The 25,326-nt window shown below is 69.9% G+C and carries 23 protein-coding genes; 13 read left to right on the top strand and 10 right to left on the bottom strand.

The window, feature by feature from the left end; translation table 11 throughout:
• Positions 1-14: 14 nt before the first annotated feature.
• Positions 15-704 carry a BON domain-containing protein gene (locus tag MEICH_RS0112260; protein WP_027892861.1) on the bottom strand — a complete coding sequence of 230 codons (690 nt, stop codon included), beginning with the start codon at positions 702-704 and terminating at the stop codon, positions 15-17.
• A 164-nt stretch (positions 705-868) separates the two neighbouring features.
• On the opposite strand from MEICH_RS0112260, the gene MEICH_RS0112255 reads away from it, so the two are divergent.
• The 4 genes from MEICH_RS0112255 to glcF are packed head-to-tail and all read left to right on the top strand — an operon-like array spanning position 869 to position 5,280.
• Positions 869-2,317, top strand: coding sequence for an FAD-linked oxidase C-terminal domain-containing protein (locus MEICH_RS0112255; RefSeq protein ID WP_027892860.1), 1,449 nt, complete (start codon positions 869-871; stop codon positions 2,315-2,317).
• Between the two features lies 1 nt (position 2,318).
• Positions 2,319-2,918: an NUDIX hydrolase gene (locus tag MEICH_RS27195; protein WP_051304129.1), complete on the top strand. Its 600-nt coding sequence runs from the start codon at positions 2,319-2,321 to the stop codon at positions 2,916-2,918.
• Entirely contained in the window at positions 2,915-4,012 is a 1,098-nt protein-coding gene (locus MEICH_RS0112245; protein ID WP_027892859.1) for an FAD-binding protein, read from the top strand. The genes MEICH_RS27195 and MEICH_RS0112245 overlap by 4 nt, the downstream gene beginning before the upstream one ends.
• Positions 4,013-4,017: 5 nt before the next feature.
• Complete coding sequence (glcF, locus tag MEICH_RS0112240; protein ID WP_027892858.1) at positions 4,018-5,280, top strand: glycolate oxidase subunit GlcF; 1,263 nt, start codon at positions 4,018-4,020, stop codon at positions 5,278-5,280.
• Positions 5,281-5,506: 226 nt separating this feature from the next.
• On the opposite strand, the gene MEICH_RS0112235 is transcribed toward glcF, so the two are convergent.
• From MEICH_RS0112235 to pstS, 5 genes are all read right to left on the bottom strand, one after another.
• On the bottom strand, positions 5,507-6,034 hold the full coding sequence (locus MEICH_RS0112235) for a DJ-1/PfpI family protein (protein WP_027892857.1): 528 nt from the start codon (positions 6,032-6,034) through the stop codon (positions 5,507-5,509).
• A gap of 103 nt (positions 6,035-6,137) precedes the next feature.
• Positions 6,138-6,884: a phosphate ABC transporter ATP-binding protein PstB gene (gene pstB / locus MEICH_RS0112230; RefSeq protein WP_027892856.1), complete on the bottom strand. Its 747-nt coding sequence runs from the start codon at positions 6,882-6,884 to the stop codon at positions 6,138-6,140.
• 95 nt (positions 6,885-6,979) lie between these two features.
• Positions 6,980-7,819 carry a phosphate ABC transporter permease PstA gene (gene pstA / locus MEICH_RS0112225; protein WP_027892855.1) on the bottom strand — a complete coding sequence of 280 codons (840 nt, stop codon included), beginning with the start codon at positions 7,817-7,819 and terminating at the stop codon, positions 6,980-6,982.
• Entirely contained in the window at positions 7,816-8,784 is a 969-nt protein-coding gene (pstC, locus tag MEICH_RS0112220; protein WP_051304128.1) for a phosphate ABC transporter permease subunit PstC, read from the bottom strand. Before pstC ends, pstA begins: the two co-directional genes overlap by 4 nt.
• 118 nt (positions 8,785-8,902) lie before the next feature.
• The gene (pstS, locus tag MEICH_RS0112215) at positions 8,903-9,949 is read right to left on the bottom strand and encodes a phosphate ABC transporter substrate-binding protein PstS (protein WP_027892853.1); all 1,047 of its coding nucleotides are present in this window, start codon (positions 9,947-9,949) and stop codon (positions 8,903-8,905) included.
• A 588-nt stretch (positions 9,950-10,537) separates the two neighbouring features.
• Here pstS and MEICH_RS24885 point away from each other — a divergent pair.
• Positions 10,538-10,936 (top strand): hypothetical protein, encoded by a 399-nt coding sequence (locus MEICH_RS24885; RefSeq protein WP_036218539.1) that lies wholly within the window; start codon positions 10,538-10,540, stop codon positions 10,934-10,936.
• A 78-nt stretch (positions 10,937-11,014) separates the two neighbouring features.
• Here the strand turns inward: MEICH_RS24885 and MEICH_RS0112205 are convergent, their stop codons facing one another.
• Complete coding sequence (locus MEICH_RS0112205) at positions 11,015-11,443, bottom strand: arsenate reductase ArsC (RefSeq protein ID WP_027892851.1); 429 nt, start codon at positions 11,441-11,443, stop codon at positions 11,015-11,017.
• Between the two features lie 155 nt (positions 11,444-11,598).
• On the opposite strand from MEICH_RS0112205, the gene MEICH_RS24880 reads away from it, so the two are divergent.
• The 5 genes from MEICH_RS24880 (at position 11,599) to MEICH_RS24875 (ending at position 16,362) form a co-directional block, all read left to right on the top strand.
• Positions 11,599-12,012: an SHOCT domain-containing protein gene (locus tag MEICH_RS24880; protein WP_147372893.1), complete on the top strand. Its 414-nt coding sequence runs from the start codon at positions 11,599-11,601 to the stop codon at positions 12,010-12,012.
• Positions 12,013-12,176: 164 nt separating this feature from the next.
• On the top strand, positions 12,177-14,018 hold the full coding sequence (locus MEICH_RS0112195) for an MDR family MFS transporter (RefSeq protein ID WP_027892850.1): 1,842 nt from the start codon (positions 12,177-12,179) through the stop codon (positions 14,016-14,018).
• A 9-nt stretch (positions 14,019-14,027) separates the two neighbouring features.
• The gene (locus MEICH_RS0112190) at positions 14,028-14,462 is read left to right on the top strand and encodes a methyltransferase family protein (RefSeq protein ID WP_027892849.1); all 435 of its coding nucleotides are present in this window, start codon (positions 14,028-14,030) and stop codon (positions 14,460-14,462) included.
• Positions 14,459-15,136 carry a response regulator transcription factor gene (locus tag MEICH_RS0112185; protein WP_027892848.1) on the top strand — a complete coding sequence of 226 codons (678 nt, stop codon included), beginning with the start codon at positions 14,459-14,461 and terminating at the stop codon, positions 15,134-15,136. The genes MEICH_RS0112190 and MEICH_RS0112185 overlap by 4 nt, the downstream gene beginning before the upstream one ends.
• An 11-nt stretch (positions 15,137-15,147) precedes the next feature.
• Positions 15,148-16,362 (top strand): sensor histidine kinase, encoded by a 1,215-nt coding sequence (locus MEICH_RS24875; protein ID WP_051304127.1) that lies wholly within the window; start codon positions 15,148-15,150, stop codon positions 16,360-16,362.
• On the opposite strand, the gene MEICH_RS0112175 is transcribed toward MEICH_RS24875, so the two are convergent.
• The 3 genes from MEICH_RS0112175 to MEICH_RS0112165 form a co-directional block, all read right to left on the bottom strand.
• Positions 16,316-17,539, bottom strand: coding sequence for an MFS transporter (locus MEICH_RS0112175; RefSeq protein ID WP_084542289.1), 1,224 nt, complete (start codon positions 17,537-17,539; stop codon positions 16,316-16,318). The two genes, MEICH_RS24875 and MEICH_RS0112175, sit on opposite strands and share 47 nt — an antisense overlap.
• 201 nt (positions 17,540-17,740) lie before the next feature.
• Positions 17,741-18,469 (bottom strand): pseudouridine synthase, encoded by a 729-nt coding sequence (locus tag MEICH_RS0112170; RefSeq protein WP_036218537.1) that lies wholly within the window; start codon positions 18,467-18,469, stop codon positions 17,741-17,743.
• A gap of 289 nt (positions 18,470-18,758) precedes the next feature.
• The gene (locus MEICH_RS0112165) at positions 18,759-21,491 is read right to left on the bottom strand and encodes an AfsR/SARP family transcriptional regulator (protein ID WP_027892845.1); all 2,733 of its coding nucleotides are present in this window, start codon (positions 21,489-21,491) and stop codon (positions 18,759-18,761) included.
• Between the two features lie 69 nt (positions 21,492-21,560).
• Between MEICH_RS0112165 and MEICH_RS29370 the strand changes: the two genes are divergently transcribed.
• From MEICH_RS29370 to MEICH_RS0112155, 3 genes are all read left to right on the top strand, one after another.
• Complete coding sequence (locus MEICH_RS29370; RefSeq protein WP_169730664.1) at positions 21,561-21,704, top strand: hypothetical protein; 144 nt, start codon at positions 21,561-21,563, stop codon at positions 21,702-21,704.
• A gap of 15 nt (positions 21,705-21,719) precedes the next feature.
• Entirely contained in the window at positions 21,720-22,982 is a 1,263-nt protein-coding gene (locus MEICH_RS24870; protein ID WP_036218536.1) for a hypothetical protein, read from the top strand.
• Positions 22,983-23,294: 312 nt separating this feature from the next.
• Positions 23,295-25,250, top strand: coding sequence for a carboxypeptidase-like regulatory domain-containing protein (locus MEICH_RS0112155; protein ID WP_027892844.1), 1,956 nt, complete (start codon positions 23,295-23,297; stop codon positions 25,248-25,250).
• The last annotated feature ends 76 nt before the right edge of the window (positions 25,251-25,326 follow it).

The following is a 25,326-nucleotide window of genomic DNA, read 5'->3' as shown; positions in this document are numbered from 1 at the left end:
GACTATCGACCTCCCTAACGCGGAATCTGCAACCTCTGCCCCACCCGGATCAGGTCGGGGTTCTCGATCCCGTTGGCCCTGGCGATCTTCATGTAAGACTCGCGGGTGCCGTCGCCGTAGAACTTGAGCGCGATCTCGGAGAGGGTGTCGCCCGGCTGCACGGTGTACCACTCGTCGGGCACGTTGACGTAGCCCGCCTCGGCCTTGGCCTTCTGCTTAGCACCCTCCACCACCTTGAGGCCGCTGGCGTCCACCTCGCCCACGCCGGGGGTGCCCTGCGCGAGCTGCACCGCGAGGTTGTACTCGTGCTGGCTGTCCACCGCACCGCGCAGGATGACCCCGGTGCCCTTCTGCAGCACGTCGATGGGGTCGTCCTTGAGCTCGCCGTTGGCGCGGATGTTGTTGTAGACCGCCTTGGCGATGGCCGAGGAGGTCTCGGCCTCCTTGATGAGCTCGGCCGTGGCCGCCTCGGGCTCGGGGGCCGACGCGGCGAACACCAGCCCGCTGGTGTCCACGCTCTTCACGCCGTTGACGCCCATGGCTACGGTCTCGAGCAGCCGCACGTAGCGCTCGTTGGGCACCTCCCCGGCGAAGCTCACCACCCCGCCGCGCTCCGTGACGTTGAGGTTGAGGTTTTGGGTGATGCGCAGTTCCTTCAATGCGTCCTTGACCCGATCCGCAATCGACTTACCGAACGGCCACATAAATGCACCTCCTTTCCCAGCATACGGCCCGGCATGAGGACAAGGTCAGAGGCTATCTTTTCGAATCCTGGAGCACTCCCTTCGGCCCTTTCAGTCCGGCGCCGGACGGCGCCGGACTGACCGAACCGGGCATTAGACCGTATCCTGATCTCGAGGAGGACCCCATGAACCCTGCCCTGAGCGAATTGGGGCGCATCTACCCGCCCGAGCGGCTGCTGGTGCAGCCCGGCCAGCTCGCGCCCTACGAGTCGGACGCGCTCACCGCCTTCCGGGCCCGGCCCCTGGCGGTCGTGCTGCCCGAGACCGCCGAGGAGGTGGTGCAGACCGTGGCCTGGTGCGCGCGCCACAAGGTCCCCTTCGTGGCCCGGGGCTCGGGCACCAGCCTCTCGGGGGGGTCGCTGCCTGTCGAGGGCGGCCTGGTGATCGGGCTCAACCGCATGAACCGGCTGCTCAGGCTCGACCCCAAAGAGCGCGTCGCGGTGGTGCAGCCCGGCTTCATCAACCTCCACGTCTCCAACGCCGCCGCGCCCTACGGGCTCTACTACGCCCCCGACCCCTCGAGCCAGCCCGTGAGCACCATCGGCGGCAACCTGGCCTTCAACTCCGGCGGGGCGCACTGCCTGAAGTACGGCATGACCTCCAACCACGTGCTGGGTGCGAAGGTGGTGCTGCCGGATGCCGAGGTGGTGGAGCTGGGCTCGCAGAGCCTCGAGGCCGTCGGCCCCGACTGGCTGGGGCTGTTCGTGGGCTCGGAGGGGCTGATGGGCATCGCGGTGGAGGTCACCCTGCGCCTGCTGCCCAAGCCGGAGAAGTACCACACCGTCCTGGCCGCCTACGACAGCCTCGAGAAGGCCGGCAACGCGGTGGCGGCGGTGGTCGCCAGCGGGCTTTTGCCGGGGGCGATGGAGATCATGGACCACCTGGCGATCGAGGCCGCCGAGGCCGCGGTGAAGGCGGGCTACCCGATGGACGCGCGGGCCTTGCTGATCGTGGAGCTCGAGGGCGAGGCCCCCGAGGTCGAGGCCGAGGCGAGGCACCTGGGGGAGGTCATCGCCGCCTCCGGGGCTTACGAGGTGCGGGTGGCGCGGGACGCCGATGAGCGGGCGAAGATCTGGAAAGGCCGCAAGGCCGCCTTCTCGGCGGTGGGCCGCCTGAGCCCGGACTACCTGGTGCAGGACGGGGTGGTGCCGCGCTCGAAGCTGGGTCAGGCCCTGCTCGAGATCGAGCGCCTCTCCCAGCAGTATGGCCTGCGCGTCGCCAACGTCTTCCACGCCGGCGACGGCAACCTCCACCCCCTCATCCTCTACGACGGCAAGGTGGGGGGGCAGCTCGAGCAGGCCGAGGCGCTGGCCGGGGAGATCCTGAAGCTGTGCGTGGGGCTGGGCGGCTCCATCACCGGCGAGCACGGGGTAGGCATGGAGAAGAAAGCCTACATGCCCGCCATGTTCAGCGAGGACGACCTCGCCCTCATGCAGCGCCTGCGCCGCGCCTTAGACCCCGACGAGCTCGCCAACCGGGGCAAGATGTTCCCCCAGGGCACCGCCGCTACAGGTGCCCCCAGGCATTCCGGACCCCACCCGCTCGAGCAAGCGGGCCTCCTCTCGAGGGAATAGCATGACCACCGACCCCCTGCCGCTGCTGGAGAAGATCCAGGCCATCGCCAAGACCGGCCTTCACTACAGCAAGGACCCCTACGACGCCGAGCGCTACCGCCAACTGCTCGAGCTCGCCAGCGAGTACTACGGGCGGCTGCTCGAGGCCCCCCCGCAGGCGGTGCGCGAGCAACTGCTCAAGGACCTCGGGGCCGTGACCCCCAAGGTGGGCTCGGGCGCGGCCGTCTTCGACGCCGGGGGCCGCATCCTGCTGATGCTGCGCCGCGACAACCGCCGCTGGTGCATGCCCTGCGGGCTGGTGGAGGTGGGCGAGACCCCCGAGCAGTGCGCCGTGCGCGAGGCGAAGGAGGAGACCGGGCTCGAGGTGCGGCCGCTCGAGCTCGTGGGCGTGTTCACCCGCTTCCCCATGAAGGAGTACACCGCCTTCACCCTGGTGAGCACGGTCTACCTCTGCGAGGCGGTGGGCGGCGAGCTGCGCGGCTCCCACGAGGACCTGGGCCTGGCCTACTGGGAGCTCGACGAAGTCCCGGTCTGGCACGGGCACCAGGAGGAGCAGGCCCGCCTGGCCCACGCGCTGTGGCGCAAGCGGAGGGCCGGGTGAGGCCCACCTCCCTCACCGAGGTCCTGGAGGCGGTGAGGGCCACCCCCAAGCTGCTGCCGAGGGGTGGGGGCACCAAGGCCGCCCTTTCCACGCCGAGGGAGGGCCAGGCCGTGCTCGACATGACCGGCCTGAGCGGGGTGCTCGAGTACGACCCCGCCGAGTACGTGCTGGTGGCCCTGGCCGGGACCCCTCTGGCCGAGGTCGAGGCCCTTCTGGCCCGGCACGGCCAGTACCTGCCCTTCGACCCGCCCTTCGTCGAGCAGGGGGCCACCCTGGGCGGGACCGTGGCGGCCGGGCTCTCTGGCCCCATGCGCCAGCGCTACGGCGGGGTGCGTGACTTCATCCTGGGCGTGCAGTTCGTGGACGGGGAGGGCAACGCGGTGCGCGGGGGCGGCAAGGTGGTCAAGAACGCCGCCGGCTTCGACCTGCCCAAGCTGATGGTGGGCAGCCGGGGGCAACTGGGGGTGCTGGTCGAGCTGGCCTTCAAGGTCTTCCCCTCCCCCCGGGCCACCGCCACCTTCAAGGTGACCTTCGAGCGCCTCGAGCCCGCCCTCGAGGCCATGCACGAGCTCGCCTCCTCGCCGCTGGAGTTCTACGCCCTCGACCTCGAGACCAACCCCGCGACCCTGACGCTGCGCCTCGGCGGGCAGCCCGAAGCCCTGCCCTCCCGGCTCGAGCGCCTGCGGGCCTTCCTGGGCCACCCCCCCGACACCCACACCCTGCTGATGGAGGGCGAGAAGGAGCAGGGCTACTGGCGCTTCGTGGGCCGGCTCGAGTGGGGCCACGGCTACCTGGTCAAGGTGCCCCTCCAACCCGGCAAGATCGCCGCGCTCGAGCGCGACCTGCCCCCGGGGATCCGCCGCTACGTCGCTGCTGGGAACCTGCTCTACCTCAACTGGCTCGACGCCGCCGAAAAGCTGGATAGCTTGCTGAAAGCTCATGGGCTTTGCGGCATAGTGCTGCGGGGCGACGCCTACCCCGCGGTGAAGGAAACGCTAAAGTCGCCCCTGCTCGGGATAGACTTGGAACACAGCTTCGCCCGCCGCGTCCGTGCCGCGCTCGACCCCACCCGGCGGTTCTCGCTCGACCCCTGATTGCTATGCAGCACAAGATCGACACCCAATCCATCGGCCCGCAGGGCGAGGTGATGGCCCACGCCGTCGAGGCCTGCGTCCACTGCGGCTTCTGCCTGCCCGCCTGCCCCACCTATCAGGTGCTGGGCGAGGAGATGGACAGCCCCCGCGGGCGCATCTTCCTGATGAAGGAGGTGCTCGAGGGCAACCTGAACCCTGAGGACGCCGCCCCCTACATCGACAAGTGCCTCGGCTGCTTGGGCTGCGTCTCGGCCTGCCCCTCCGGCGTGCCCTACGGCGAGCTCGTCAGCACCTACCGGGGCTGGGCCGAGCCCCGCCGCCACCGCTCGCCCTTCCAGAAGGCCTTCCGCCTGGGCGTCATGGAGCTGCTGCCCTACCCCCAGCGCTTCCGCGCCGCCGCCCAGCTCGGCAAGATCGGCAAGGTCTTCAAGCCGCTGCTCCCCAAGGCCCTGCAAGCGCCGCTCGAGCTCCTCCCCGACCGCCTCGAGCCCGCCCCTCCCCTGCCCGAGTTCTTCCCCGCCAAGGGCCCCCGCCGCGCCCGCGTCGCGCTGCTGACCGGGTGCGCCCAGCAGGTGCTCAAGCCCAACTTCAACTGGGCCACCCTGCGGGTGCTGGCCGAGAACGGCGTGGAGGTGCTCATCCCCAGGGGCCAGGCCTGCTGCGGGGCCGCCGCCCTGCACACCGGCGAGCGCAGCCGCGCCATCGGCCTCGCCCGGCAGAACCTGGAGGCCTTCCCCGCCGACGTGGACGCCATCCTCTCCAACGCCGCCGGGTGCGGCTCGGGGCTCAAGGAGTACGGCCTGCTCTTCGTGGGCGAGCCCGAGCACCCGGCCGCCGAAGCCTTTAGCAAGCGCGTGCAGGACGTGTCGGTCTTCCTCGCCAACCTGGGCTTGCTCGAGCCCCCCGCCCTCAAGCAGCCCCTCAAGGTGGCCTACCACGACGCCTGCCACCTCGCTCACGCCCAGCAGGTGCGCTCCGAGCCGCGCAAGCTGCTGCGCTCGGTGGGGGGCCTCGAGCTGCTCGAGATCCCCGAAGGCGAACTGTGCTGCGGCAGCGCCGGGACCTATAACCTCGAGCAGCCCGCCATCGCCGCCACGCTGGGCGAACGCAAGGCCCGCAACATCCTCGCCACCGGCGCCCAGGCCATCGCCACCGGCAACATCGGCTGCTTCACCCAAATTCAGAGCCACCTGCGCAAGCTGGGGCACGAGATCCCGATGTACCACACGGTCGAGATTCTGGACCTGGCGTACCAGGGAAAGCTGTAAGCCATCAGCTATCAGCTATCAGCGAAAGGCTCGTGGTTGACCCCACCCCTTCCCTCCCCGCACGCGGGGAGGGGCTATCCCCCCAACCCCCCTTGCTAAAGGGGAACAAGGCGTCTGGCGTCTCGCGTCTGGCGTTTGGCGTACGACGTACGACGTAGGACGTACGACCCGCGCCCGGCGTTTAGCTATCAGCTATCGGCTATCGACCATCGACTATCGACATTCCTCAAACCGACAGCCCCAGGTGCGCCCTGGCCTCTTCCGAGAAGCCGGCCCATTCCAGCAGCGCCCGCGCCAGCTCGAGGTAGCCCCGCGTGGTGCAGACCTTGCCCTGCCAGAGCACCGGCTTGGGCTCGGGCCGGAAGCCTTGTTCGCGCAGGGCCTCGAGCGCGAGGGGGTGGGCGGCTAGGGGTTGGGAGCGCTGGAGGTGGCCGAGCTCGAGCAGCATCAGCGCGGCGTTGGAGCCGGCGAACACCGCCCGCAAGCCCTCCCAGACCTGGGCGAACCAGTCCTGGTGGTCGGGGTCGCGGCCCAGCTTGCTCATCTGCGGGCCGCCGGGGATCACGAGAACGTCGAAGGCCGTACGGGCGCCCAGCACGTAGCGCGGGGTCCAGACCGAACCCCCGGCCCCCTCGAGCGCCGTCCTCCCCCGCGCCAGGGTGAAGGCCTCCCACTTCAAAAGTCGGGCCACTTCCAGCGCTAACGCAGCTTCGGCCTCGAGAAAACCAGGGCTCAACAACACGCCGAGTTGCACGGGGTCATCTTATAGGAGGCCGAAGGCCGAGGGCCAAGGCGTTTTGCGTTTTGCGTTTTGCGTTTTGCGTTCGGCGTACGACGTACGACCACCCCACCACCCCCTACCCGAACCGCCCCGTGATGTACGCCTCCGTGCGCGGATCCTTGGGCATCGTGAACACCTGGCTGGTCGGGCCGAACTCCACGAGTTCGCCGGTGAGGAAGTAACCCGTGAAGTCGGAGACGCGGGCCGCCTGCTGCATGTTGTGGGTGACGATCACGACGGTCACGTGCTTCTTGAGCTCGCTCATCAGGTCTTCGATGGACTGGGTGGAGATGGGGTCGAGGGCGCTGGTGGGCTCGTCCATCAGCAAAACCTCGGGCTGCACCGCCAGGGCGCGGGCGATGCACAGCCGCTGCTGCTGCCCCCCCGACAGGCTCATGCCGGGGGCGCGCAGGCGGTCTTTGACCTCGTCCCACAGGGCCGCCTGTTGCAGCGAGCGTTCGACTGCTTCGTCCAGCACGTTTTTCCGGCGCACGCCCAGCAGCTTGAGCCCGGCGATCACGTTGTCGTAGATGGTGAGGGTGGGGAAAGGGTTGGGCTTCTGGAAGACCATCCCGATGCGGCGGCGCACGTCCACCGGGTCCACGCCCGGGGCGTAGATGTCCTGGCCGTCGAGCAGGGCCTTGCCCTCGACGCGGGCGACGGGCGTGAGGTCGTGCATGCGGTTGAGGGCGCGCAGGAAGGTGGTCTTGCCGCAGCCGGAGGGGCCGATGAGCGCGGTGACGCGGTTGGCGTAGATGGGCATGCTCACGTTGCCCACCCCCACCTTTTTGCCGTAGTACACCGTGAGGCCCTGCGCCTCCATGCGGGGCTTGAGGTCGGCCTCGAGCCCGCCCGCTCGAGCCGCCTCGAGCTTGGGCGGGACCGTCAGGGGTCGTTGCTCGTTCATGGTCATCACCTTTATCGCTTGCGGGTGGCCCAGCGGGCCAGCAGGCCGGCGGCCAGCACCAGCAGCGTCAGCACCAGCGAGGCCGCCCAGGCCTGCTCCTGCCGCACCGGCGAGGGCTCGCCCGCGTACTTGTAGATCGTCAGGGCCAGGCTCTCCACCTGGTCGCCCAGGCTGAAGCTCAGGTTGAGGTTACCGCCCGCCGTGAAGTACAGCGGGGCCGCCTCCCCGGCGGCGCGGGCGAAGCCCAGCATCAGCCCGGTGATCACCCCCGGCAGCGCCGAGGGCAGCACCAGCGAGAGGATGACCCGCCAGCGGGGCAAGCCCAGCGCCAGGCCGGCCTCCCGCACGCTCCAGGGCACCAGCTTGAGCACCCCCTCGGTGGCCCGCAGCACGATGGGCACCATCACCAGCGCCAGCGCCAGCGCCCCGGCGAGGCCGGTGAAGCGGCCCATCGGGATGACGAAGAGGGTGTAGATCACCAGCCCCTTGAGCAGGGCGGGGAGGCCGTTGAGCAGGTCGGAGATGACCCGCAGGAAGGGGTTGACGGGGTGGTCGGGGTACTCCGAGAGCAGGATGCCCCCCGCCAGGCCCAGCAGCCCGCCGATGAGCAGGGCCAGCAGGTTCATCATCAGCGTGCCGACGATGGCGTGGGCCAGCCCGCCGCCGCCCTCGTCGAGCGGGCGGTAGGGCTCGACGAAGAAGGCCAGGTTGAGGGCCGAGAGGCCGGTGAGGAAGACCTTTCCCAGCACCAGCACCAGCGGGGCGACCACCAGCAGGCTGCCCAGGATCAGCAGGCCCAGCATGAAGCGGTCGAAGAGCTTGCGCCGCTCGAGGTTGCCGCCGGGCCTCACAGCCGTCCCTCCACGCTCATGCGCTTGACAATCCAGGCGGCCAGCAGGTTGAGCGCCCCGCTGATGAGGAAGAGGATGAAGCCCAGGGCCAGCAGGCTCGAGAGCTGCAAGCCCTGGGCCTCCCCGAACTCGTTGATGACGGCCGAGGGGATGGTGGTCGCGGGCCCGAAGAGGGTGAAGGGCAGCTTGTTGCTGTTGCCGATGACCATCACCACCGCCATGGTCTCGCCCAGGGCGCGGGTCAGGGCCAGGATCACCCCGGCCAGGATGCCCCCGCGCGCGTAGGGCAGGATGGCCAGGCGGATCACCTCCCACTTGGTCGCCCCCAGGCCGTAGGCCGCCTCGCGCTGGGCGGCGGGCACCAGGGCGATGGAGTCCTTGGCCAAGGTGGCGGCGAAGGGGATGATCATCACCGCCAGCACCAGCACCGCGCTGGTCATGCCGATGCCGATGGGGTTGCCCAGCAGGGGCAGCAGGAAGGGGGCGTAGTCGGCGGCCCAGAAGTAGACACTCTCCTGCACCGCCCGCACCGCCGGGACCAGCACGAACAGGCCCCACAGCCCGTAGATCACGCTGGGCAGGGAGGCCAGGAGCTCGAGCGCGTAGCTCAGCGCGCTGCCCAGCCAGCGGGGGGCATACTCCACCGCGAAGATCGCCACCGCCAGCGCCGGGAAAAAGGCCAGCGCCAGCGCGCCGAGGCTGGTCAGGAGGGTGCCCAGGATGAAGGGCCAGGCTCCGTAAATGTTTTGCACGGGGTCCCAGGTGCTGCCCGAGAGGAAGCCCCAAAAACCAAACGCCGCCAGCGCCTCGCTCCCCGCCGACCCCAACTGCCAGCCCATGACCAGCACGATGCCGATCACCAGCAGGCACAAGACGAGGATGGCGCCGACGAACAGCCTGTCGCCCAGCGCACGGTAGAGCGGTGACTGGCTTACGTGGATGCTGCGCGTTTGGACAGGTTCCATTGCGTTCTCCGGGGAGGGGCGAGCGGGGTTCTCCGTGATCGGGCCTGCACGGCCGGGGCCATGCAGGCGACGCGGGATGGGCTCACCCCTCCGCTTTTCGAGTCTAAACTACTCCTGCTCAGAGCTTCTGGCCGTTGTAGGTGATGGTGGCGATGAGGGCCTTGGCCTGGTTGACCACCTTGGGCGAGAGGCGCACGTACTTGAGCGACTCGTTGAGCTCCTGCCCGTCGGTGATGACCCAGTTGAGGAAGTCCACGACGGCCTTGGCCTGCTCGCGGCTCTTGGCGGTGACCTCCTGCTTCTGGAAGACCAGCAGCCAGGTCATGCCCACGATGGGGTAGCCGGCGGGGTCCTTGGTGTTGACCACCTGGTTGACCAGGCGCAGGTCCTTGGGCAGGTCCACGCCCTCGGCGGCCTCCTTGGCGCTGGCCAGGCTGGGCTTGACGAAGTTGCCGGCGGCGTTCTTGACGCTGGCGATGGGGAGGTTGTTCTCGAGCGCGTAGGCCAGCTCGACGTAGCCCACCGCCCCCGGCGACTTCTGCACCAGGCCCGCCACGCCGGCGTTGCCGCGGTTGGCGAGGCTGCTGAAGGCCGGCCAGTTGACGGCGGTGCCCTGCCCCACCTTGCTCTTCCACTCGGCGGAGATGGCCGAGAGGTAGGCGGTGAAGATGTAGGTCGTGCCCGAGCCGTCCGAGCGGTGCACGGCGGAGATCACCTGGCGCGGCAGGTTGACGCCGGGGTTGAGCGCGGCGATGCGGGGGTCGTTCCAGCGCACGATCTTGCCCAGGTAGATGGCGGCGAGGGTGTCGGCGTCGAGGCGCAGCTCGTTGACGCCGGGCAGGTTGTAGGTGATGGCGACCGGCCCCAGGGCGGCGGGGATGTGCAGCACGGCGCTGCCGGTCTTGTCCTGGTACTCCTTCATCTGGGCGTCGGTGAGGGGGGCGTCCGAACCGGCGAACTGCACCACCTTGTCCAGAAGCTGGCGCTGCCCGCCCCCCGAGCCCACCGCCTGGTAGTTGATCTTGACGTTGGCGAGCTTGGAGAAGGTGGGGATGTACTTCTCGGTGTAGAGCGGGGCGGGAAAGGTGGCCCCGGCCCCGGTCAGGGTCACCTGGGCCGAGGCCAGCCCCAGCAGGGCGGCGGCGGCAACGAGTGCTCGTTTCATCGGCGTAACCTCCACGGCTCCAGACTGCTCGGCTTGTGTCAGGGAATTGTCATCAGGGGTCAGGCGGGCGGAGGGGGTTGGGGCCGTGCCGCGGCACGGGGACCGAGGCGCAGGGGCGGCCCCTCGAGCGTCCGGCTCTTCCCGGGGCGCGCTCGAGCGCCCCGGCACCTATAGCGATGGGCCACCCCCGGCAGAGCGCCATGGGGCGTTGCCCCGTTGGCCGGGTGAGGCCCGGCCCTGACCAGCGCGGCTCGAGAGGAAGGGTTTTCCCGTGCGGGAGAAGGGCTTTCTCCCGCAGGAGAGTGCTCATCCTATGCGCCGGACTTATGCTCCTGTCCGGGGGAATACCCTTCCTGCGCGTAAGAATTCTTTTCTTGTTAAGCGGAATTAGTCTCTTCCTCCTAAGAGACTTTCCCCCACGAAGGAGAAAAGGCTTCTCCGGCGCAGGAGTTTTCTTCCTGTCGAGCCTAAAGGGCCGGCAAGCCACCGGATGAGGGCGACTGGACGGGGTCCACCTTGACATTTTTGGAATCAAAGCGCAATTATGATGCCCGCCCGCACAGGGCATACCCGTGAGGGAGGTGTTGAATGGCCGGTAATCCGAAATCCGCCCTGGAGAAGATCCAGGCCGCCGAGGTCGCGTGGAGCCAGTTGGCCCCGGAGCGCAGGCTGGCCGATATGACCCTCGAAGAGTTCAGAGCCCTCATCGCCCCTTCCTTCGCAGCCCGCGAACGCATCGCCCAGCTCCAGAACGAGCTGCTCGAGGCCCAGGCCGAGCGCGACCGGGCCGACCAGGTCTCCCTCGCCGCCCGCATGCGGGTCGTGGCCGCGGTGCTGGCCGACGCCGCCCTAGGCCCGGACAGCGCCCTCTACGAGGCCATGGGCTACACCCGCAAGAGCGAGCGCCGGTCGGGCCTGACCCGCAAGTCCAAAGGCGGCACCCCGCCGGGCGAGGGGCCCAAGCCGAAGGCCGGGGCCTCGAGCTAGGAGACCGTCAGTCCCCGGCAGGGGCGCAGCACGCTGCGCCCCTACTTCTTTAACCGGGCGGGGTAGCCCACAGCGGCCTCAGGAACGGCCGGTCGGCAGAGTCGCCCACCACCCCTCGACCTTCTCCCGGATCTGGTCCCGCACCTCGCGGAATTTGGCCAGGGTCTCCGCTTCGCTGCCCTCGAAGGCCGCGGGGTCTTCGAAGGGCCAATGCAGGCGGTAGATCACTCCCGGAAAGATGGGGCAGCGCTCTTTGGCGTCGTCGCAGACGGTGATGAGGTAGGTAAAGGACTGGCCCAGGAACTCGCGCACGTCCTTGGAGGCGTGGTGGGCGATGTCGATGCCGATCTCCCGCATGACCCGCACCGCGTAAGGGTTGAGGCCTTTGGGCTCGAGCCCCGCGCTCATCACTTCGACGGCGTCGCCCGCCACTGCCCGCACGATCCCCTCGGCCATCTGGCTACGGGCCGAGTTGCCGGTGCACAGGATCAACACTCGAGGCTTCATGACCTCGAGTCTCCCCCCCTTATGTCAGCCGTTCGTCAAGCGCCGAAGCCGGTTCGTTCACACCGCGTTCACACAACCCGCCCCCGCCGTTCACAGCCCCTGCCCTACCCTTTGGCCAACGCTCGGCGAAGACCGGGCGCCAAAGGAGAATGAGGATGGAACCGATGGCAATGGGGCATTACGGGGGCTTCGGCCTGGGCTTCTTGAACTTTCTGGGCACGCTGCTGTTCTTCGTCTTCCTGTTCTGGGTCTTCCGCTTCCTGGTGTGGGGCCGCCACGGCGGGCGGGGCGACTGGGGCCGGGGCCCCTGCCGGCGCATGCGCTACGCGGGCGGGCCCTTCGGCGGCGACAGCGCCCTGGACGCGGCCCGCGAGCGCTTCGCCAAGGGCGAGATCGGGCGCGAGGAGTACGAGCGCATCAAGGCGGGCCTCGAGCGCGAGCAGGGGCACGAGGACTGGAAGCCCTTCTGGCACCGCGACAGCGCCCTCGAGGTCGCCCGCGCCCGCTTCGCCAGGGGGGAGATCACGCTCGAGGAGTTCGAGGCCATCAAGCAGGGGCTTCAGGGCTGAGGACAGCCAGGGGCGCGGGAGGACCTCCCGCGCCCCGCCGCCTCGAGCGTGCGGCGCGACCCCTGGCCGCCGCCGGGCCGGTCCGGAAGGGGCCGCCGGGTAACGTGCTGTACATTCGCGCGGGCAGGGGCGCAGTAAAACTGCCTTATTTATACGGAGGACCTATGGCAGCACAGCCCACACCGTTCAAAACCCCCGAACTCACCCCACAAGAACGCCTGTTCACCTTGCTGGGCACCCTGCTGGGCCTGCTGCTGGCGGCCCTCGACCAGACCATCGTGGCCACGGCGGGCCCCGCCATCCAGCGCGACCTCAGCATCGAGCCCTCGCTCTACGTCTGGATCACCACCGCCTACCTCGTGACCTCCACCGTCTTCGTGCCCATCTACGGCAAGCTCTCCGACCTCTACGGGCGCAAGCCCGTGCTGATCGCCGCCATCAGCATCTTCCTGCTGGGCTCGCTCTTGTGCGGGCTGGCGCAGAGCGCCGTGCAGCTCATCCTGTTCCGGGCCTTGCAGGGGTTGGGCTCGGCGGGGCTCTTCACCACCGCCTTCGCCATCATCGCCGACATCTTCCCCCCGGCGGTGCGCGGGCGCTACACCGGGCTCTTCGGCGCGGTGTTCGGGCTGAGCAGCGTGGTGGGGCCGCTGGTGGGCGGTTTCCTCACCGACAACATCAGTTGGCACTGGGTCTTCTTCGTCAACCTGCCCGTCGGGGCGGTGGCGCTGGCCTTCATCGTGCTGCGGATGCCCCTGCTGCGGCTCTCCGAGCGCAGGCCGGTGATCGACTACCTGGGGGCGGCGTGGCTGCTGGTGTTCACCGTGCCGCTCTTGCTGGCGCTCTCGCTGGGCAAGACCCAGCTCAGCCCCGGCGAGACCGGCTACCTGTGGGGCTCCTGGCAGATCCTGGGGATGTTCGCGCTGGCCCTGGCCGGCCTGGCGGGCTTCCTGCTGACCGAGCGGCGGGTCAAGGAGCCCATCCTCCCCCTCTCGCTCTTCGCCAACCGCACCTTCGCGGTGGGCAACGCGGCCTCCTTCGTGCTGGGGGCGGGCTTCCTGGCGGCCATCGTGTTTTTGCCGCTGTTCATGGTGATCGTGGTGGGGCTCTCGGCCACCAGCTCCGGGCTCACCGTCACGCCCCTGACCTTCGGGATCGTCTTCGGCAACGTGATCTCGGGGCAACTGGTCTCGCGCATCGGGCGCTACAAGCCGCTGATGCTCGCCGGCATCGTGCTCCTGGCGACCGCCTTCACCATCATGGGCTTCACCCTCACGCCCGACTCGAGCCAGGCCGAGGTCACGCTCAAGATGATCCTGATGGGCCTGGGGCTGGGCCCGGCCATCCCGCTCTACACGCTGGCCATCCAGAACGCGGTTCCCCCGCAGATGACCGGCGTCGCCAGCAGCTCGGCGCTGTTCTTCCGCTCGATGGGCTCGACCATCGGGGTGGCGGTGCTGGGCAGCATCTTCGCCAACACCTTCAGCGCCGAGCTCACCCCGCGCGTCCAGGCCGCCACCGCCGACCTCCCCCCCGCCCTGCGCGCGCAGTTCCAGTTCTCGGGCAACGCGGCGGGGGGCGAGGGCGGGGCGCAGCTCTCCTTCGACGCCGAGAAGGTCAAGGCCCAGATCGCCCGGCGCTTCGAGGAGCAGGAACGCGCCCTGAGGGCGGCCCTCGAGGCCGGCGACCCCCAGGCCGTGCAAAAGCTCCTGGCCGACCCCAGCACCCCCGAGGAGTTGCGGCGGGCGCTGGAGGCGGGGAACGCGGGGGCAGAGGTCCGGGCCGCGGTGCTGGCGGGGGCAACCCGGGGGCTCGAGCAGGCCCGGCAGAGCGCCCTCGCCACCGTGGACAGGGTCGAGGCCGCGCTCAAGCAGGCCCTGACCACGGCCATCCGGCAGGTGTACCAGATCGGCATCGTGATCGTGCTGCTGGGGCTGGCGGTGACGCTGTTCATCCCCGAGCTGCCCCTGCGCCGCAGCAACGCGCCCGCCCCGGCGGCGGCCGACTGAGCGGGGCGTATGACCCGCCTGGTCCCCGTGCAGATCGCAGGCCTGGCCTTCCTGCTGGGCCTGCTGCTGCACCTGCTCATCCCCGCCCGCTTCCCCGCGCCCTTCGGGCTGGCGGTGCTGGCGCTGCTGGCCGGGTTCGGGCTGGCGGCCTGGGCCGTCGTGGAGTTCCAGCGCCACGGCACCCCGGTCGAGCCCACCACCCTGCCCACGCGGCTCGTGACCAGCGGCCCCTACCGCTTCAGCCGCAACCCCATCTACCTGGGCATGACCCTCACCCTGTTCTCCGTCGCGCTGTTCCTGGGCTCCTGGCCGATGCTCGCCGCGCCGCTGGCCTACTGGCTGTTCATGAACTACAGCTACATCCCCCGCGAGGAGGCCAAGGTGGAGCAGGCGCTGGGAACACCCTACGCCGAGTACCGGCGAAAGGTGCGGCGGTGGCTGTGAGCGCCAGCATCCTGATCGTCGAGGACGAGGCCCGCCTGGCCGACATCCTCGAGGACTACCTCCGCCGCGAGGGCTACCGCACCGAGCGGGCCAAGGACGGGGGGCGGGCGCTGGAGCTGTGGCGCGCCCTCCAGCCCGACCTGATCCTGCTGGACCTGATGTTGCCGGTGCTCGACGGGCTCGAGGTGGCCCGGCGCGTCCGGGCCGAGAGCGCGGTGCCCATCATCATGCTCACCGCCCGCGACGACGAGGTGGACAAGCTGCTGGGGCTGGGCCTGGGCGCCGACGACTACGTGGTCAAGCCCTACAGCCCGCGCGAGGTGGTGGCGCGGGTCAAGGCGGTGCTGCGGCGGGTGCGCGGCAGCGTGCTGGCCCCCGAGGTCTACCGGGTGGGGGGGCTCGAGGTGGACCTGGCCGCCTTCGAGGTGCGCTGCGACGGGAAGCCCGTGGACCTCACCACCAGCGAGACCCGGCTGCTGGCGCTGCTGGCGAAGGAGCCGGGCCGGGTGCGCACGCGGCCCGAGCTGCTGGCCGTGACCGGCGACGCCGAGAGCTACGCCGACGAGCGCACCGTGGACGCCCACGTCAAAAACATCCGGCGCAAGCTGGGGGCTTTCGGCGAGCGCATCGAGACGGTGCGCGGGGTGGGCTACAAGCTGGTAGATTCGGCTTGAGGGGACCGGCCATGCACTGGAGACGGCGACACTGGCGGGGCGAGACCGAGCCCCCCTGGGTCTGGCAGCGCCGCGAGCACTGGCGGGGGCGCTGGGGCCTGCGGCGCAGGCTGACCTTCTTCTTCACCTTCGTGGCCCTCACCGCCGTCTTCCTCACCACCTGGTTCACCCTGGGGGCGGTCTACAGCGCCCTCTTCGGCGACGCGCCGCAGGCGAGCGGACATGAGGGCCGCTGGTGGAACTGGCGGCAGGGGGCCTGGAGCGACCCCCAGTTCGCGCAGGCCCGCGAGCTCTTCGGGCGCATCACCGGCACCGCCTTCTGGTCGGGGACCCTGGCCTTCCTGCTGGCCTCGGTGGCCGCCGCCGTCGTGACCCGTATCCTGACCCGGCCCCTGGTGGCCCTCACCGACGGGGCCAAGCGCCTCGAGGCCGGCGAGCGCGGCCTGCGCCTGCGGGTGCCCCGCGCCAACGACGAGTTGCAGGCCCTGACCGTGGCCTTCAACAACCTGGCGACGGGCCTCGAGCGCCAGGAGGCCTGGCGGCGCAACCTGGTCGCCGACATCGCCCACGACCTGCGCACCCCGCTGGCGGTGCTGCGTAGCGAGATCGAAGCCATGCAGGACGGGGTGGTCCCCTTGGGCGGCGAGGGGTTGGGGCGGCTGCACGCCCAGGTGATGCTGCTCTCCAAGCTGGTGGACGACCTGCGCACCCTCTCGCTGGCCGAGAGCGGGGGGCTGGGGCTGCGGCTGGAGACCCTCGAGCTCGAGCCCTTCCTGCGCGGGGTGGCGGAAGCCTTCGCCCCCAGGGCAGCCCAGGCCGGCATGGAAGTCCGGCTGCAACTGCTGCCTTCCCGCCTCAGCGCCCGCTTCGACCCCGCCCAGATCACCCGCGTGCTGGGCAACCTGCTCGAAAACGCGATGCGCTACGCCGCCGGCCCCATCGAGCTGAGCGCGATCCCCCACGAGGGCGGGGTGAAGGTCCAGGTGCGCGACCACGGGCCGGGGCTGAGCCCGGAGGCGCTCGAGCGCGTCTTCGAGCGCTTCTACCGCGCCGACCCCTCACGCACGCGGGCGGAGGGCAGCGGGGGCTCGGGGCTGGGCCTGACCATCGCCCGCGCCATCGTGGAGGCCCACGGGGGGCGGCTCGAGGCCAGCAACCACCCCGAGGGCGGGGCAGTGTTCACCCTGACCCTTCGCTCGGACCCTCCCGCCGGGGCAGGCCGCTGAGCAGCGCCAGCGGCCCCGCCAGCAAGCACCACAGGGCGGCCTCGAGGCCAAAGCGATCGGCCAGCCAGCCCAGCCCCAGCGGCAGCAGGCCCCCCAGCAACCCCGCCACGCTCCCCAGCGCCATCACGCTGCCGCTCTGCCCGGGCAGGGCAGCGTAGAGCCGGGCCTGGAGCAGGGCGTACCAGCCCGAGTTGAGAAAACCCAAAAGCCCGAGAAGCGCCAGCTTGGCGGCCAACGAGGGCACCAGCAGGAACAGGGGGTACAGGCCCAGCATCGCCAGCGCGCTGGAGCGCAGCCACACCAGCCCCGGTACCCGCCGCAGCAGGGGCAGCAGCGCGGCATCGCCCAGCAGCCCCACCCCGGTCAGCACCGCTACGGCAAGGCTGGCCTCCGCCGGGCCGGTGCCCACCACCCCCACGAAGTACAGCGCCACGAAGCCCCGGAACACGTCGAGCATCAGGTCGGCGGCCTCGAGCAGCCCCAGCCAGCGCAGCACCGCGCCCCGCCGCAAGGCCGCGAGGGCTTTGCGCAGGCTCTGACCCAACCCCGGGGCCGCCTCGTGCCCGCCCGGCTCCCCTTCCCCTACCGCCAGCCTCGAGCGCCACAGCCCGGCCACCGCCGCCAGCGTCAGCAGGGCCAGCCCCAGGAAGACCGGCCGCCAGCCCAGCCCCAGCGCCACCGCCGCGCCGACCAAGAGTGGCCCCAGCACGTTTCCCAGCGACCCGGCCAGCGCCCAGCGGGCCATGTTCTGCTCGCGCCGGGAAGGGTCGTGGTCCATCAAGGTGGCCTGCATCAGGTTGACGAAGGCCCCCGAAGCCGGATAAAACACCAGCCAGCCCAGCAGCAACACCCAAAAGGCCTCCGCCAGCCCGGTCAGAACCAGGGCCACGGCGAAGGCCAGCCCCCCGCCCAGGATCAGCGCCCGCCGCCAGCGGGTGTCCCCCAACAGCCCCAGCCAGGGGTCGGCCAGGATGCTGAGCATCCGGGGCGCCGAGAGCAACAGGCCGATCTCGAGGTAAGAGAGCCCCAGGTCCTGCCGGATCAGCGGCCAGGCCGCCCCGCTCACCCCGTCGGTCAGTTCGTCCAGGAACTCGACGAGCAGGCTGGTCGCCAGCACCGCCGAAAGGCCGCGCAGCAGCGCCAGGCCAGTCCCACTGCCAAATCGCCAAAACGCCATCCGGTATTCCTCCGAAGGTCCAAAAGCCCGAAGCCGAAGGCCAAAAAGCCGACGGCTCGGCGGAGGAATCCCGGTGCACGACCCCACTGCCCGGCCCTTTGAAAGGACCGGATCAGGGCGAGCGCCGTGGGATCACCAGGGAGGGAAGGTCATGGGAGGCCTCGAGCCCCAGTCTACCCCACCCGATCAGGCCGGGCGGCCCTAGCGTGGAGCGAGGTCTACGGCTTCGTAGAGCCTGCGCTCCTCGCCGGGCTCGAGCGGGCGGGACTCCCCGATCGGCAGGTCTTCGGGCAGCTCGAGCGGCCCGAAGGCCACGCGCCTCAGGTAGGTGACGTGGTTGCCCCGCGCGGCGAACATGCGCTTGACCTGGTGGTACTTGCCCTCGCGGATCACCAGCTCGACCCTGCGGCCGTCGGCCTCGAGGCGCAGCTCCGCGGGCTGTAGGGGCTCGCCCTCGAGTTCCAGCCCGGCGGCGAACGCCTCCACGTCGGCGGGGGTGGCCGGGGCGGCCAGCTCGGCATAGTAGCGCTTGCCCACCTTCCAGCGCGGGTGGGTCAGGCGGTGCAGCAGCTCGCCGTCGGTGGTGAGCAGCAGCAGGCCCTCGGTGTCCTTGTCGAGGCGGCCCACCGGCATCCAGTCGTCGCGCTGCCACTCCTCGGGCAGGAGCGCGGTGACGGGCTGGCCGTCGCGGTCGCTGGTCGAGGTGACGTAGCCGGCGGGTTTGTGCAGCATCAGGTGGAAGAAGGCCCGGTAGACCACCACCTCGCCGTCCACCTCGAGGCGGGCCTGGGCGGGGTCGAACTTGAAGGCCGCGTCGCGCACCACCTCCCCGTCCACCGAGACCAGCCCGGCGCGGGCCAGCCGGTGGATCTCCTTGCGGCTGCCCAGGCCCAGGTGGGCCAGTACCTTGTCCAAGCGTTCTTTCGCCATGTCAAAAAGAAAAACCCCGGACATCTCCGGGCTTGATAGTTTTATAGTACCGACTTATGCAGTATGCGTCAAGCTTTTGCAGCTCAGGGATCTAGATTCCCGATAAGTCGTCCGCAGTGGACCCAGAAAGGGCTCCTCTGCGATGCGAAAAAACCAGCAAACGTCAGCACCTAGGGCACGACCCACCGGCGAACACGTCCTGTCCTGAAAATTCCAGCCCTCTCGAGCCGTTGCGTCCGCAGCCCGGCTTCATGGAATTCCCCATCAGGAAGCAATTGACTGGCCATCATCAGTGCTTCCCCGGCTCGAACTCCGCCTCGAGCACCCTGCTGAACTCCTGCCGCACCCGCCGGGCTGCGTCCGGGTGGCCCGCCTGCTGGTGCCAGCAGATGAGCCGCCGGTAGGCCTCTTCGGCCAGGGGATCGCGCTCGATCACCCGCTCCAAGAGGGCGATGGCGGCCTCGAGGCTCCCCCGCCCGGCTTCCTGCTCGGCCAAGTCCTCCAGGGCTTGCAGGTAGCGGTTCTCCAGGTGCTGGCGCTCGAGCTGCGCCCAGTCCACCCCGGGCAGGAGTTCGCCCTGGTACAGGGCGACGGCCTCGGCCAGGCGACCCTGGCGCAGCCTCTCGCTGAAGGCCTCCACGTCGGTCCAGACCGGGTAGGGGGGGTCGAAGCAGTAGCCCCCGCCGTAGGTGAGGACTATGCCCGAGCCCAGGGCCCGGCGCAGTTGCCAGACGAGGGTTTGCAGCGTCGGGCGCATGTCCTCGCTCGAGTCCGGCCACAGGGCCTGCGCGATCTGCTCGGGGCTCACGGTGGCCCCCCGGCGCAGGGCCAGGTAAGCCAGGAGCCTCAGCGCCAGCGGCCTCAGGCCGGACGGCTGGCCCCCCGGAGCCCTGAGCTCGAGGCCCCCCAGCATGCGCAACTCCAACCCCGCCGCCAGCGTCGAGGCGCTGAGGGAAGAGGCCTCGGCCCCCAGCCGGACCGCCAGCAGGTCTTCCTCTTCCCGCAGCAGGTGGTCGAAGCCCTGGTCCTCGATGAGTTCCAAAGCCTTCTGCCTCAGCGCGGGGTCCTGGCCCCTGGAGGCCGCGTAGAGCAGGGCCTGGGCCTGATAGTAGAGGTTGGGCCCCTTCAGAACCCCGGCCAGCGCCGGGTCCAGGGCCTGGGCGTCGCCCTCCAGCATCGCCCGGTGAACCCGCACCAGCCCCACGAAGGCCGGGTCGCCCGAGGCGGCGAAGCGGAGGGCCTGTTCGGCGGCCCGCCGGGCAGCAGCCATTTCCCCCCGGCGGCGGTGCAGCACGGCGAGGCCGTGATAGGCGTGGAGCAGGCCGGCGGAAGCCTGGAGGGCCTCCAGCGCGGCCAGGGCCTGGCGGTAGTGCTCCACCGACCCCTCGCCGACGTCGCGGAGGGTATCGGCGCTCTCCCGGGCGATGAGGGCCAGGAGGTGGGTCAGGCCCACGCGCTCGGCCAGCCGGCGGGCCTGGGCGAGGGCCCCCTGGGCGCGGCGGTGCATCCCGGCCTGGTTCAGGGCAATGGCCAGGTTGTACAGCACCACCGCCTCTCCCCGCAGGTTGCCCAGCCGCCGCTGCATCAAAGCGGCCTGCTCCAGCCCCTCGGCGGCCGACCGGGGGCGACCTCGCGACAGGTGCAGCAGGGCTAGCTGCCCCAGCACGCTGGCGTAGCCGGGCTGGTGCGGCTTGAAGCCCTCCAGGGCCTGGTTCAGCGTGGCCTCGGCCTCCTCCAGCCGTCCCAGCCGCAGGTAGGCCGCGCCCAGCAGGTGGCGCACGATGCCCAGGGTGAGGGGCTGGCGGGGCTGGGCGGCGAGGGCGGCCTCGAGGGTGGCTACCTCCTCGCCCCAGCGGCCCTGAGCCTGATGCACCCCCGCCACCACCACCAGGGCCAGGGCCCGCAGGTCGGGATCGCCGGCCTGGGCGGCGCGGGTGGCCTTGGAGAGGGCGATGGCGTAGTTGCCGGAGCCCCAGGCGATGTAGGCCTCGATGCGAAGGAACTCCGGGCGCTCGCGGTAGTCCTCGGGGAAGCGCTGGAGGCAGGTTTCCAGCGTGGCGGCCTGGCCTTCGCGGTAAACCCTGTCGGCGGCCTGGGACAAGCAGGTGAGGGCCAGCTCCCAGTCCTGGGCCTCCAGGGCGTGCGGCGCGGCCCGGAAGGGCTGGAAGGCCTGCAGCAGCACCCGGGCGGCGCGGGCCTCGAGCCCCCGGCGCTCTTTGGGGGTCTCGTCCAGCTTGGAGAGCAGGAAGTCGCGGAAGAGCGCCGGGTAGCGGTAGCCCTGGCCCACCCTGGCGGGCGGGCAGAGCGGCACTCCCGCCGCCTGCATCGCCCGCAGGCCGCGGGCCGAGCCGCTGCGGCCCAGCACGGCGTCGCACTCCTGGGGGAAAAGCTCCTCCAGCACCGCCGTCCGAAGCAGGAAGCGGCGCTGGGCGGGCGTGAGCGCCGGCCAGACCTCGGCCTCGAGGTAGTCCGAGAGGGGGGGTAAGCGGCCCGCGATCTGATCCGCCGTCCCGCCCCGCTCGAGGGCCTGCGCCATCAACCGCAGCGCCAGGGGCCAGCCCTCGCTGCGCTGCATGACCTGCTCCAGGTGCTCCCCGGCATGGCGGCCCAGGAGGGCCGCGGCCTCGTCCGGGTCGAAGGCCAGGTCCTCGGCCTCCAGGAGGGTGGCCCGGCCCTCCGCCAGCCAGCGGGGGATGGGCAGGCTTGGCTCGGCCCGCGCGAGCAGGAGCAGGCGGGCCCCCGGCTCGAGGGCCTCGAGCCGGGCGATGAGGGCCCGGTCCAACCCGGCGTCGCCAGGCCGGTAGTTCTCGAACACCACGTCCCCCGACCCGCCGGGTAGAACGTCCCCTGGCTCGAGCCAGCGCACGCCGGAACGCTGCGCTGCCCACTGCGCGGCCAGCACGGTCTTGCCGTAGCCGGCGGCTGCCCGCAGCAGCACCAGCGGGCCCTGAGCCTGGTCGATGGCCCTGATCAGGCGCGGCCTGGGGATCGCCCAGGCCCAACCCTGCCCATTGGACGACATACCCCAAGTCTAGCCACGTTGAGCGCTTGTTGAGGGCAGGGTGGCAGGGTAGGAGGCGGGGGAATAGCCATGCGAAGACTCGCGAAAGCCGTGGCCGGCCTCGGTCTCGCCCTGCTGCTGGCCCTCCTCCCGGTGGCCTGTAGTGGCCCCCAGCCGGGCGGGCAGGGCGGGGTTTGGGATCAGTCGAACTGGGATGGCGCCAACTGGCAATAGGAGTGAGGGGGGATTATGCGCGGTGGAAACCTGAAACACTTCGTGCTCGGAGCAGCCCTGGCCGCCTCGGGGCTATACGTGGTGGCGGTGAGCCTTCCCCACACCTTCGCCCCGGGAACGCCCATCAAGGCCAGCGAGGTCAACGCCAACTTCGGCGCGCTGAAGACCGCGGTGGACGCGCTGGAGAGCGGCAAGCAAAACCGCGTGAACGGCACCTGCGCGGCGGGTTCGGCGATCCGGGTCGTCAACGCCGATGGCAGCGTGACCTGCGAGGCGGTGAGCGGCGGCGGGGACGCGGGTTGGAAGCTCACGGGCAACGCAGGGACCAACCCCGCCAGCAATTTCCTGGGCACCGCCGATAACCAGCCCCTGGTGTTCAGGACGAACAACGTGGAACGGCTGCGGGTGGACACAGGGGGCAACGTGGGCATCGGCACGGCCAGCCCCGGCGCCAAAGCCACCGTCGCGGTGAGCGAGGGGAGCCCGGCCCTGCGGCTGCTGTCCGGCTCGAACGCCTTTCTCGACGTCAAGCCGGTCGGGGGCACGCAAACCGTACTGGAGACGGTCAACAACCGCGACCTGGTCTTCTCGGTGGGCACGGGCAACGTCCAGGTGTTGCGGGGGATCACCAGCGTCCCCGCGACCTTGGCCGGGCTGGAGGCCTACAACTTCACCACCGCCGGCGAAGCCGCGCTCTTACGCACCGACAGCGCGGCCAATGCCAACGCGGTCTTGAAGCTGATCAAGCACAAGGACTCGAGCGGGAACTTCCTCGAGTGCGAGGCCCAGGGGCAAGCGCGGAAGTGCCACATCAACAAGGACGGCACCTTCGTGGCCGGCTCGGACTTCGCCGAAGCGCTGCCCGCCCTGGGCGACAAGGCCGATTTCAGCCCCGGAGACGTGCTGGTACTGAGCACGCAGACCCCAGGCCGGGTCGAGCGCTCCAGCCGCCCCAACGACCCCCGCGTGGCCGGGGTGTACTCCACCCGGCCGGGCATCCTGGGCGCGGAGAAAGGAGACGGCATCACCCGCGTGGACGCCAGCGACGTGCCGGTAGCCATCGTGGGCATCGTGCCCACCAAGGCCAGCGCCGAGAACGGCCCCATCGAGGTCGGCGACATGCTCACGACCTCGAGCACCCCCGGCCACGCCATGAAAGCCTCGCCGGTGCGGGTGAGCGGCGTCGCGGTCTATCCCGGCGGCATCCTCATCGGCAAGGCCCTCGAGCCCCTGAGGGAGGGAACGGGCCTGATCCGGGTGCTGGTGACGTTGCGGTAAGGCTCCGTGGTGGGTCGGCTATGGGAAGCTCGAGCCGGCCCGCCGTGGTGCTCTCTGCCACCGTGTAAACTCGCCCAAGAGACTGGGATGCCGAACTACAGAGCGTGACCTTCAAGGACACGCCAGGTACTGCATTCGCCAGGAAGGAGGTTCCGTATGGACGCATTGGGAGCAATTCTGCGGATCAGGGGGCATGTCATTCAGGCCAGCGGCTCGAGATGGCCCCTGGCACTGCTGGCGGGAGTTCTGCTTTTCGGCTGCCGCCCGGCCGAGCCAACCCCGTCGGATGATGAGCCCACGTCTGCGGCACAGGTGAGCGTGGTAGGAGTCAACAAGACCGGCTTCAACGCCGCTGCCGGCACGGTGAAGTTCGTGATCTCCGGCGAGACCCTCGACACCGCGCCGGGCAGCGTGCTGGTGCTGCACAACAACACCAAGGTCCCCGACGGCGCGCTCGAGGTCTCGAGCAGCGAGGTCACCCTCCCTTCCATCACCGAGGAAGGGCTCAACGAGTTCACCCTCATCGCCCGCGACAGCAAGGGGCTGGGCATCACCTACGAGACCCGCTTCTGGGCCGGCAGCCAGAGCCTCCTGGTCCAGGTGGTGGACCAGGGCAACCAGCCCGTCAGCGACGCCGCCGTGACCATCCGGCTCAACGACGACCAGAGCGTGAGCGCCCAGGCCACGAGCACCGGGGGCCAGGCGACCTTCGACAACCTCCCCGACCGGACTTTCATCCTCGAGGCCAAGGCCAGCGGCAACCGCTTTGCCTCGCTGGCCGCCATCATCGGGGATTCGCCCAAGCTGGTGCTGAGGGGGTTCGACCCACCCAGCGCCGTGGACAACAACGACTTCAGCCAGGGCACCAACGGCTGGAACCTGGACACCGACGGGGACGGGAAGGCTCCGGTAGAGATCGCTCCCCACGTGGAAGGGAGCATCGGCAGCCTGCCCGCCGGCGCGGCAACCCCGCCCCGGCTCGAGCGGAGGCCAGGTTTCATCGCTCCAGCCCCCTGGACGCGAGCCGCAACCGCTCCCCAGGCCGACGACATGGACTTAGTGCTCAACACCTCCGGTGAAGGGCCACAGTCCATCTCCCGCACCTTCACCATCAAGCCGGGAACCAAGAACGTCACGGTGCGCTATCGCTTCATCACCAGCGAGGTGCCTGGCGGCTATTTCGGCACCAAGTACAACGATTACTTCGGCGTTTCCATCCGCAGCCAGAAGGGCGGCGGCGCGGCCCTGGAGCGCAACAGCATGAACGGGCTGGGCCTGGCGGCCTTCGATGCCGGCGGAGCGACGGCCTGGCGTGAGCAGGACCTGCCGGTGGACGAAGAGGGCGACACCATCCAGGTGGATCTGACCGTGGCCAACGTTGCCGACGACCTCCTGGACTCCCAGGTGGTGGTGGACATCGTCGAAGAGAAGAAGCTAGCGATCACCAAGCTGCAGCTCAACGACATCAACAACCAGCCCCTCAATTACCTGAGCGCCTCCGCACACACCTACTTCGGCGGCAACACCCGCATCCACGGCACCATCACGGTCGAGGGGGCCGAGGACGACTCGCTCACCTCGCTGGAGCTCGAGGTGCTCGAGGGGGGGGCGGTGGTGGCCAGGGCCAACCTGGCGGCCGGGGTCCGGGGAACCCTGCTCACCGCCTTTGGCGACGACGAGAAGGTGGAGGTCAGCAACTCGCAACTGCTCTTCGAACTCCCCTCAGCCCAGGCCGCCGCCGTCAACCAGCAGAACAACGGCAACCTCACCCTGCGCGCGCGGGCCAAGTCCCAGAACGGCGAGGAGGCCACCGAGGAGTTCGGGGCGGTGCAGAAACTGGTGCGCTACACCGGCGCCAACCGCTACGGTGGCCGTGACGAGGGGGTGGGGGGCGATGACTGGGTCAAACCCAGCGTCAGGACCGTGATCGAGCACTTCGCCGGTCTTACCTGGGGCGACTTCAGCAACATGAACGGGGGCCCGTTCCCGCCCCACCAGACGCATAACGACGGCAACGATGCCGACGGCTGGTTCAACGGCTACAACGCGCGGGACGCCGCGACCGCCCAGACCATCATCGGTCACCTCAACGACGCCACCTACGGCTCACGCATCCTCACCGTCTACGTCACGTACCAGCAGGCCAACGGCAACGCCTTCTGGGAGGCCATCAGGAACGTGACCCTCAACGACGGCCGGCAGGCACGCGACGTAATCCGGCCCCTGGGGGGACACACCACCCACTTCCACTGGATCGTCTCGGAGTAATACCAGATTCGGTTAGTTCGGCGCCGGATGGCGGCGAACTAACCCGACCGAAGGGAGTGCTCTAGGATTCAAAAAG

Origin of the sequence: Calidithermus chliarophilus DSM 9957, from assembly GCF_000430045.1 — a bacterium.
In the GTDB taxonomy this organism is placed as follows: Bacteria; Deinococcota; Deinococci; order Deinococcales; family Thermaceae; genus Calidithermus; species Calidithermus chliarophilus.
This window is presented reverse-complemented; position numbering and strand designations above follow the sequence as displayed.

What these genes read in the sequence shown, in the direction of transcription:
- MEICH_RS0112260 (WP_027892861.1), bottom strand. Translation starts at nt 704, where the DNA reads ATGTGGCCGTTCGGTAAGTCGATTGCGGATCGGGTCAAGGACGCATTG.
- MEICH_RS0112255 (WP_027892860.1), top strand. Translation starts at nt 869, where the DNA reads ATGAACCCTGCCCTGAGCGAATTGGGGCGCATCTACCCGCCCGAGCGG.
- MEICH_RS27195 (WP_051304129.1), top strand. Translation starts at nt 2,319, where the DNA reads ATGACCACCGACCCCCTGCCGCTGCTGGAGAAGATCCAGGCCATCGCC.
- glcF (WP_027892858.1), top strand. Translation starts at nt 4,018, where the DNA reads ATGCAGCACAAGATCGACACCCAATCCATCGGCCCGCAGGGCGAGGTG.
- pstB (WP_027892856.1), bottom strand. Translation starts at nt 6,884, where the DNA reads ATGGAGGCGCAGGGCCTCACGGTGTACTACGGCAAAAAGGTGGGGGTG.
- pstC (WP_051304128.1), bottom strand. Translation starts at nt 8,784, where the DNA reads ATGGAACCTGTCCAAACGCGCAGCATCCACGTAAGCCAGTCACCGCTC.
- pstS (WP_027892853.1), bottom strand. Translation starts at nt 9,949, where the DNA reads ATGAAACGAGCACTCGTTGCCGCCGCCGCCCTGCTGGGGCTGGCCTCG.
- MEICH_RS24885 (WP_036218539.1), top strand. Translation starts at nt 10,538, where the DNA reads ATGGCCGGTAATCCGAAATCCGCCCTGGAGAAGATCCAGGCCGCCGAG.
- MEICH_RS0112205 (WP_027892851.1), bottom strand. Translation starts at nt 11,443, where the DNA reads ATGAAGCCTCGAGTGTTGATCCTGTGCACCGGCAACTCGGCCCGTAGC.
- MEICH_RS24880 (WP_147372893.1), top strand. Translation starts at nt 11,599, where the DNA reads ATGGAACCGATGGCAATGGGGCATTACGGGGGCTTCGGCCTGGGCTTC.
- MEICH_RS0112195 (WP_027892850.1), top strand. Translation starts at nt 12,177, where the DNA reads ATGGCAGCACAGCCCACACCGTTCAAAACCCCCGAACTCACCCCACAA.
- MEICH_RS0112190 (WP_027892849.1), top strand. Translation starts at nt 14,028, where the DNA reads ATGACCCGCCTGGTCCCCGTGCAGATCGCAGGCCTGGCCTTCCTGCTG.
- MEICH_RS24875 (WP_051304127.1), top strand. Translation starts at nt 15,148, where the DNA reads ATGCACTGGAGACGGCGACACTGGCGGGGCGAGACCGAGCCCCCCTGG.
- MEICH_RS0112175 (WP_084542289.1), bottom strand. Translation starts at nt 17,539, where the DNA reads ATGGCGTTTTGGCGATTTGGCAGTGGGACTGGCCTGGCGCTGCTGCGC.
- MEICH_RS0112170 (WP_036218537.1), bottom strand. Translation starts at nt 18,469, where the DNA reads ATGGCGAAAGAACGCTTGGACAAGGTACTGGCCCACCTGGGCCTGGGC.
- MEICH_RS0112165 (WP_027892845.1), bottom strand. Translation starts at nt 21,491, where the DNA reads ATGTCGTCCAATGGGCAGGGTTGGGCCTGGGCGATCCCCAGGCCGCGC.
- MEICH_RS29370 (WP_169730664.1), top strand. Translation starts at nt 21,561, where the DNA reads ATGCGAAGACTCGCGAAAGCCGTGGCCGGCCTCGGTCTCGCCCTGCTG.
- MEICH_RS24870 (WP_036218536.1), top strand. Translation starts at nt 21,720, where the DNA reads ATGCGCGGTGGAAACCTGAAACACTTCGTGCTCGGAGCAGCCCTGGCC.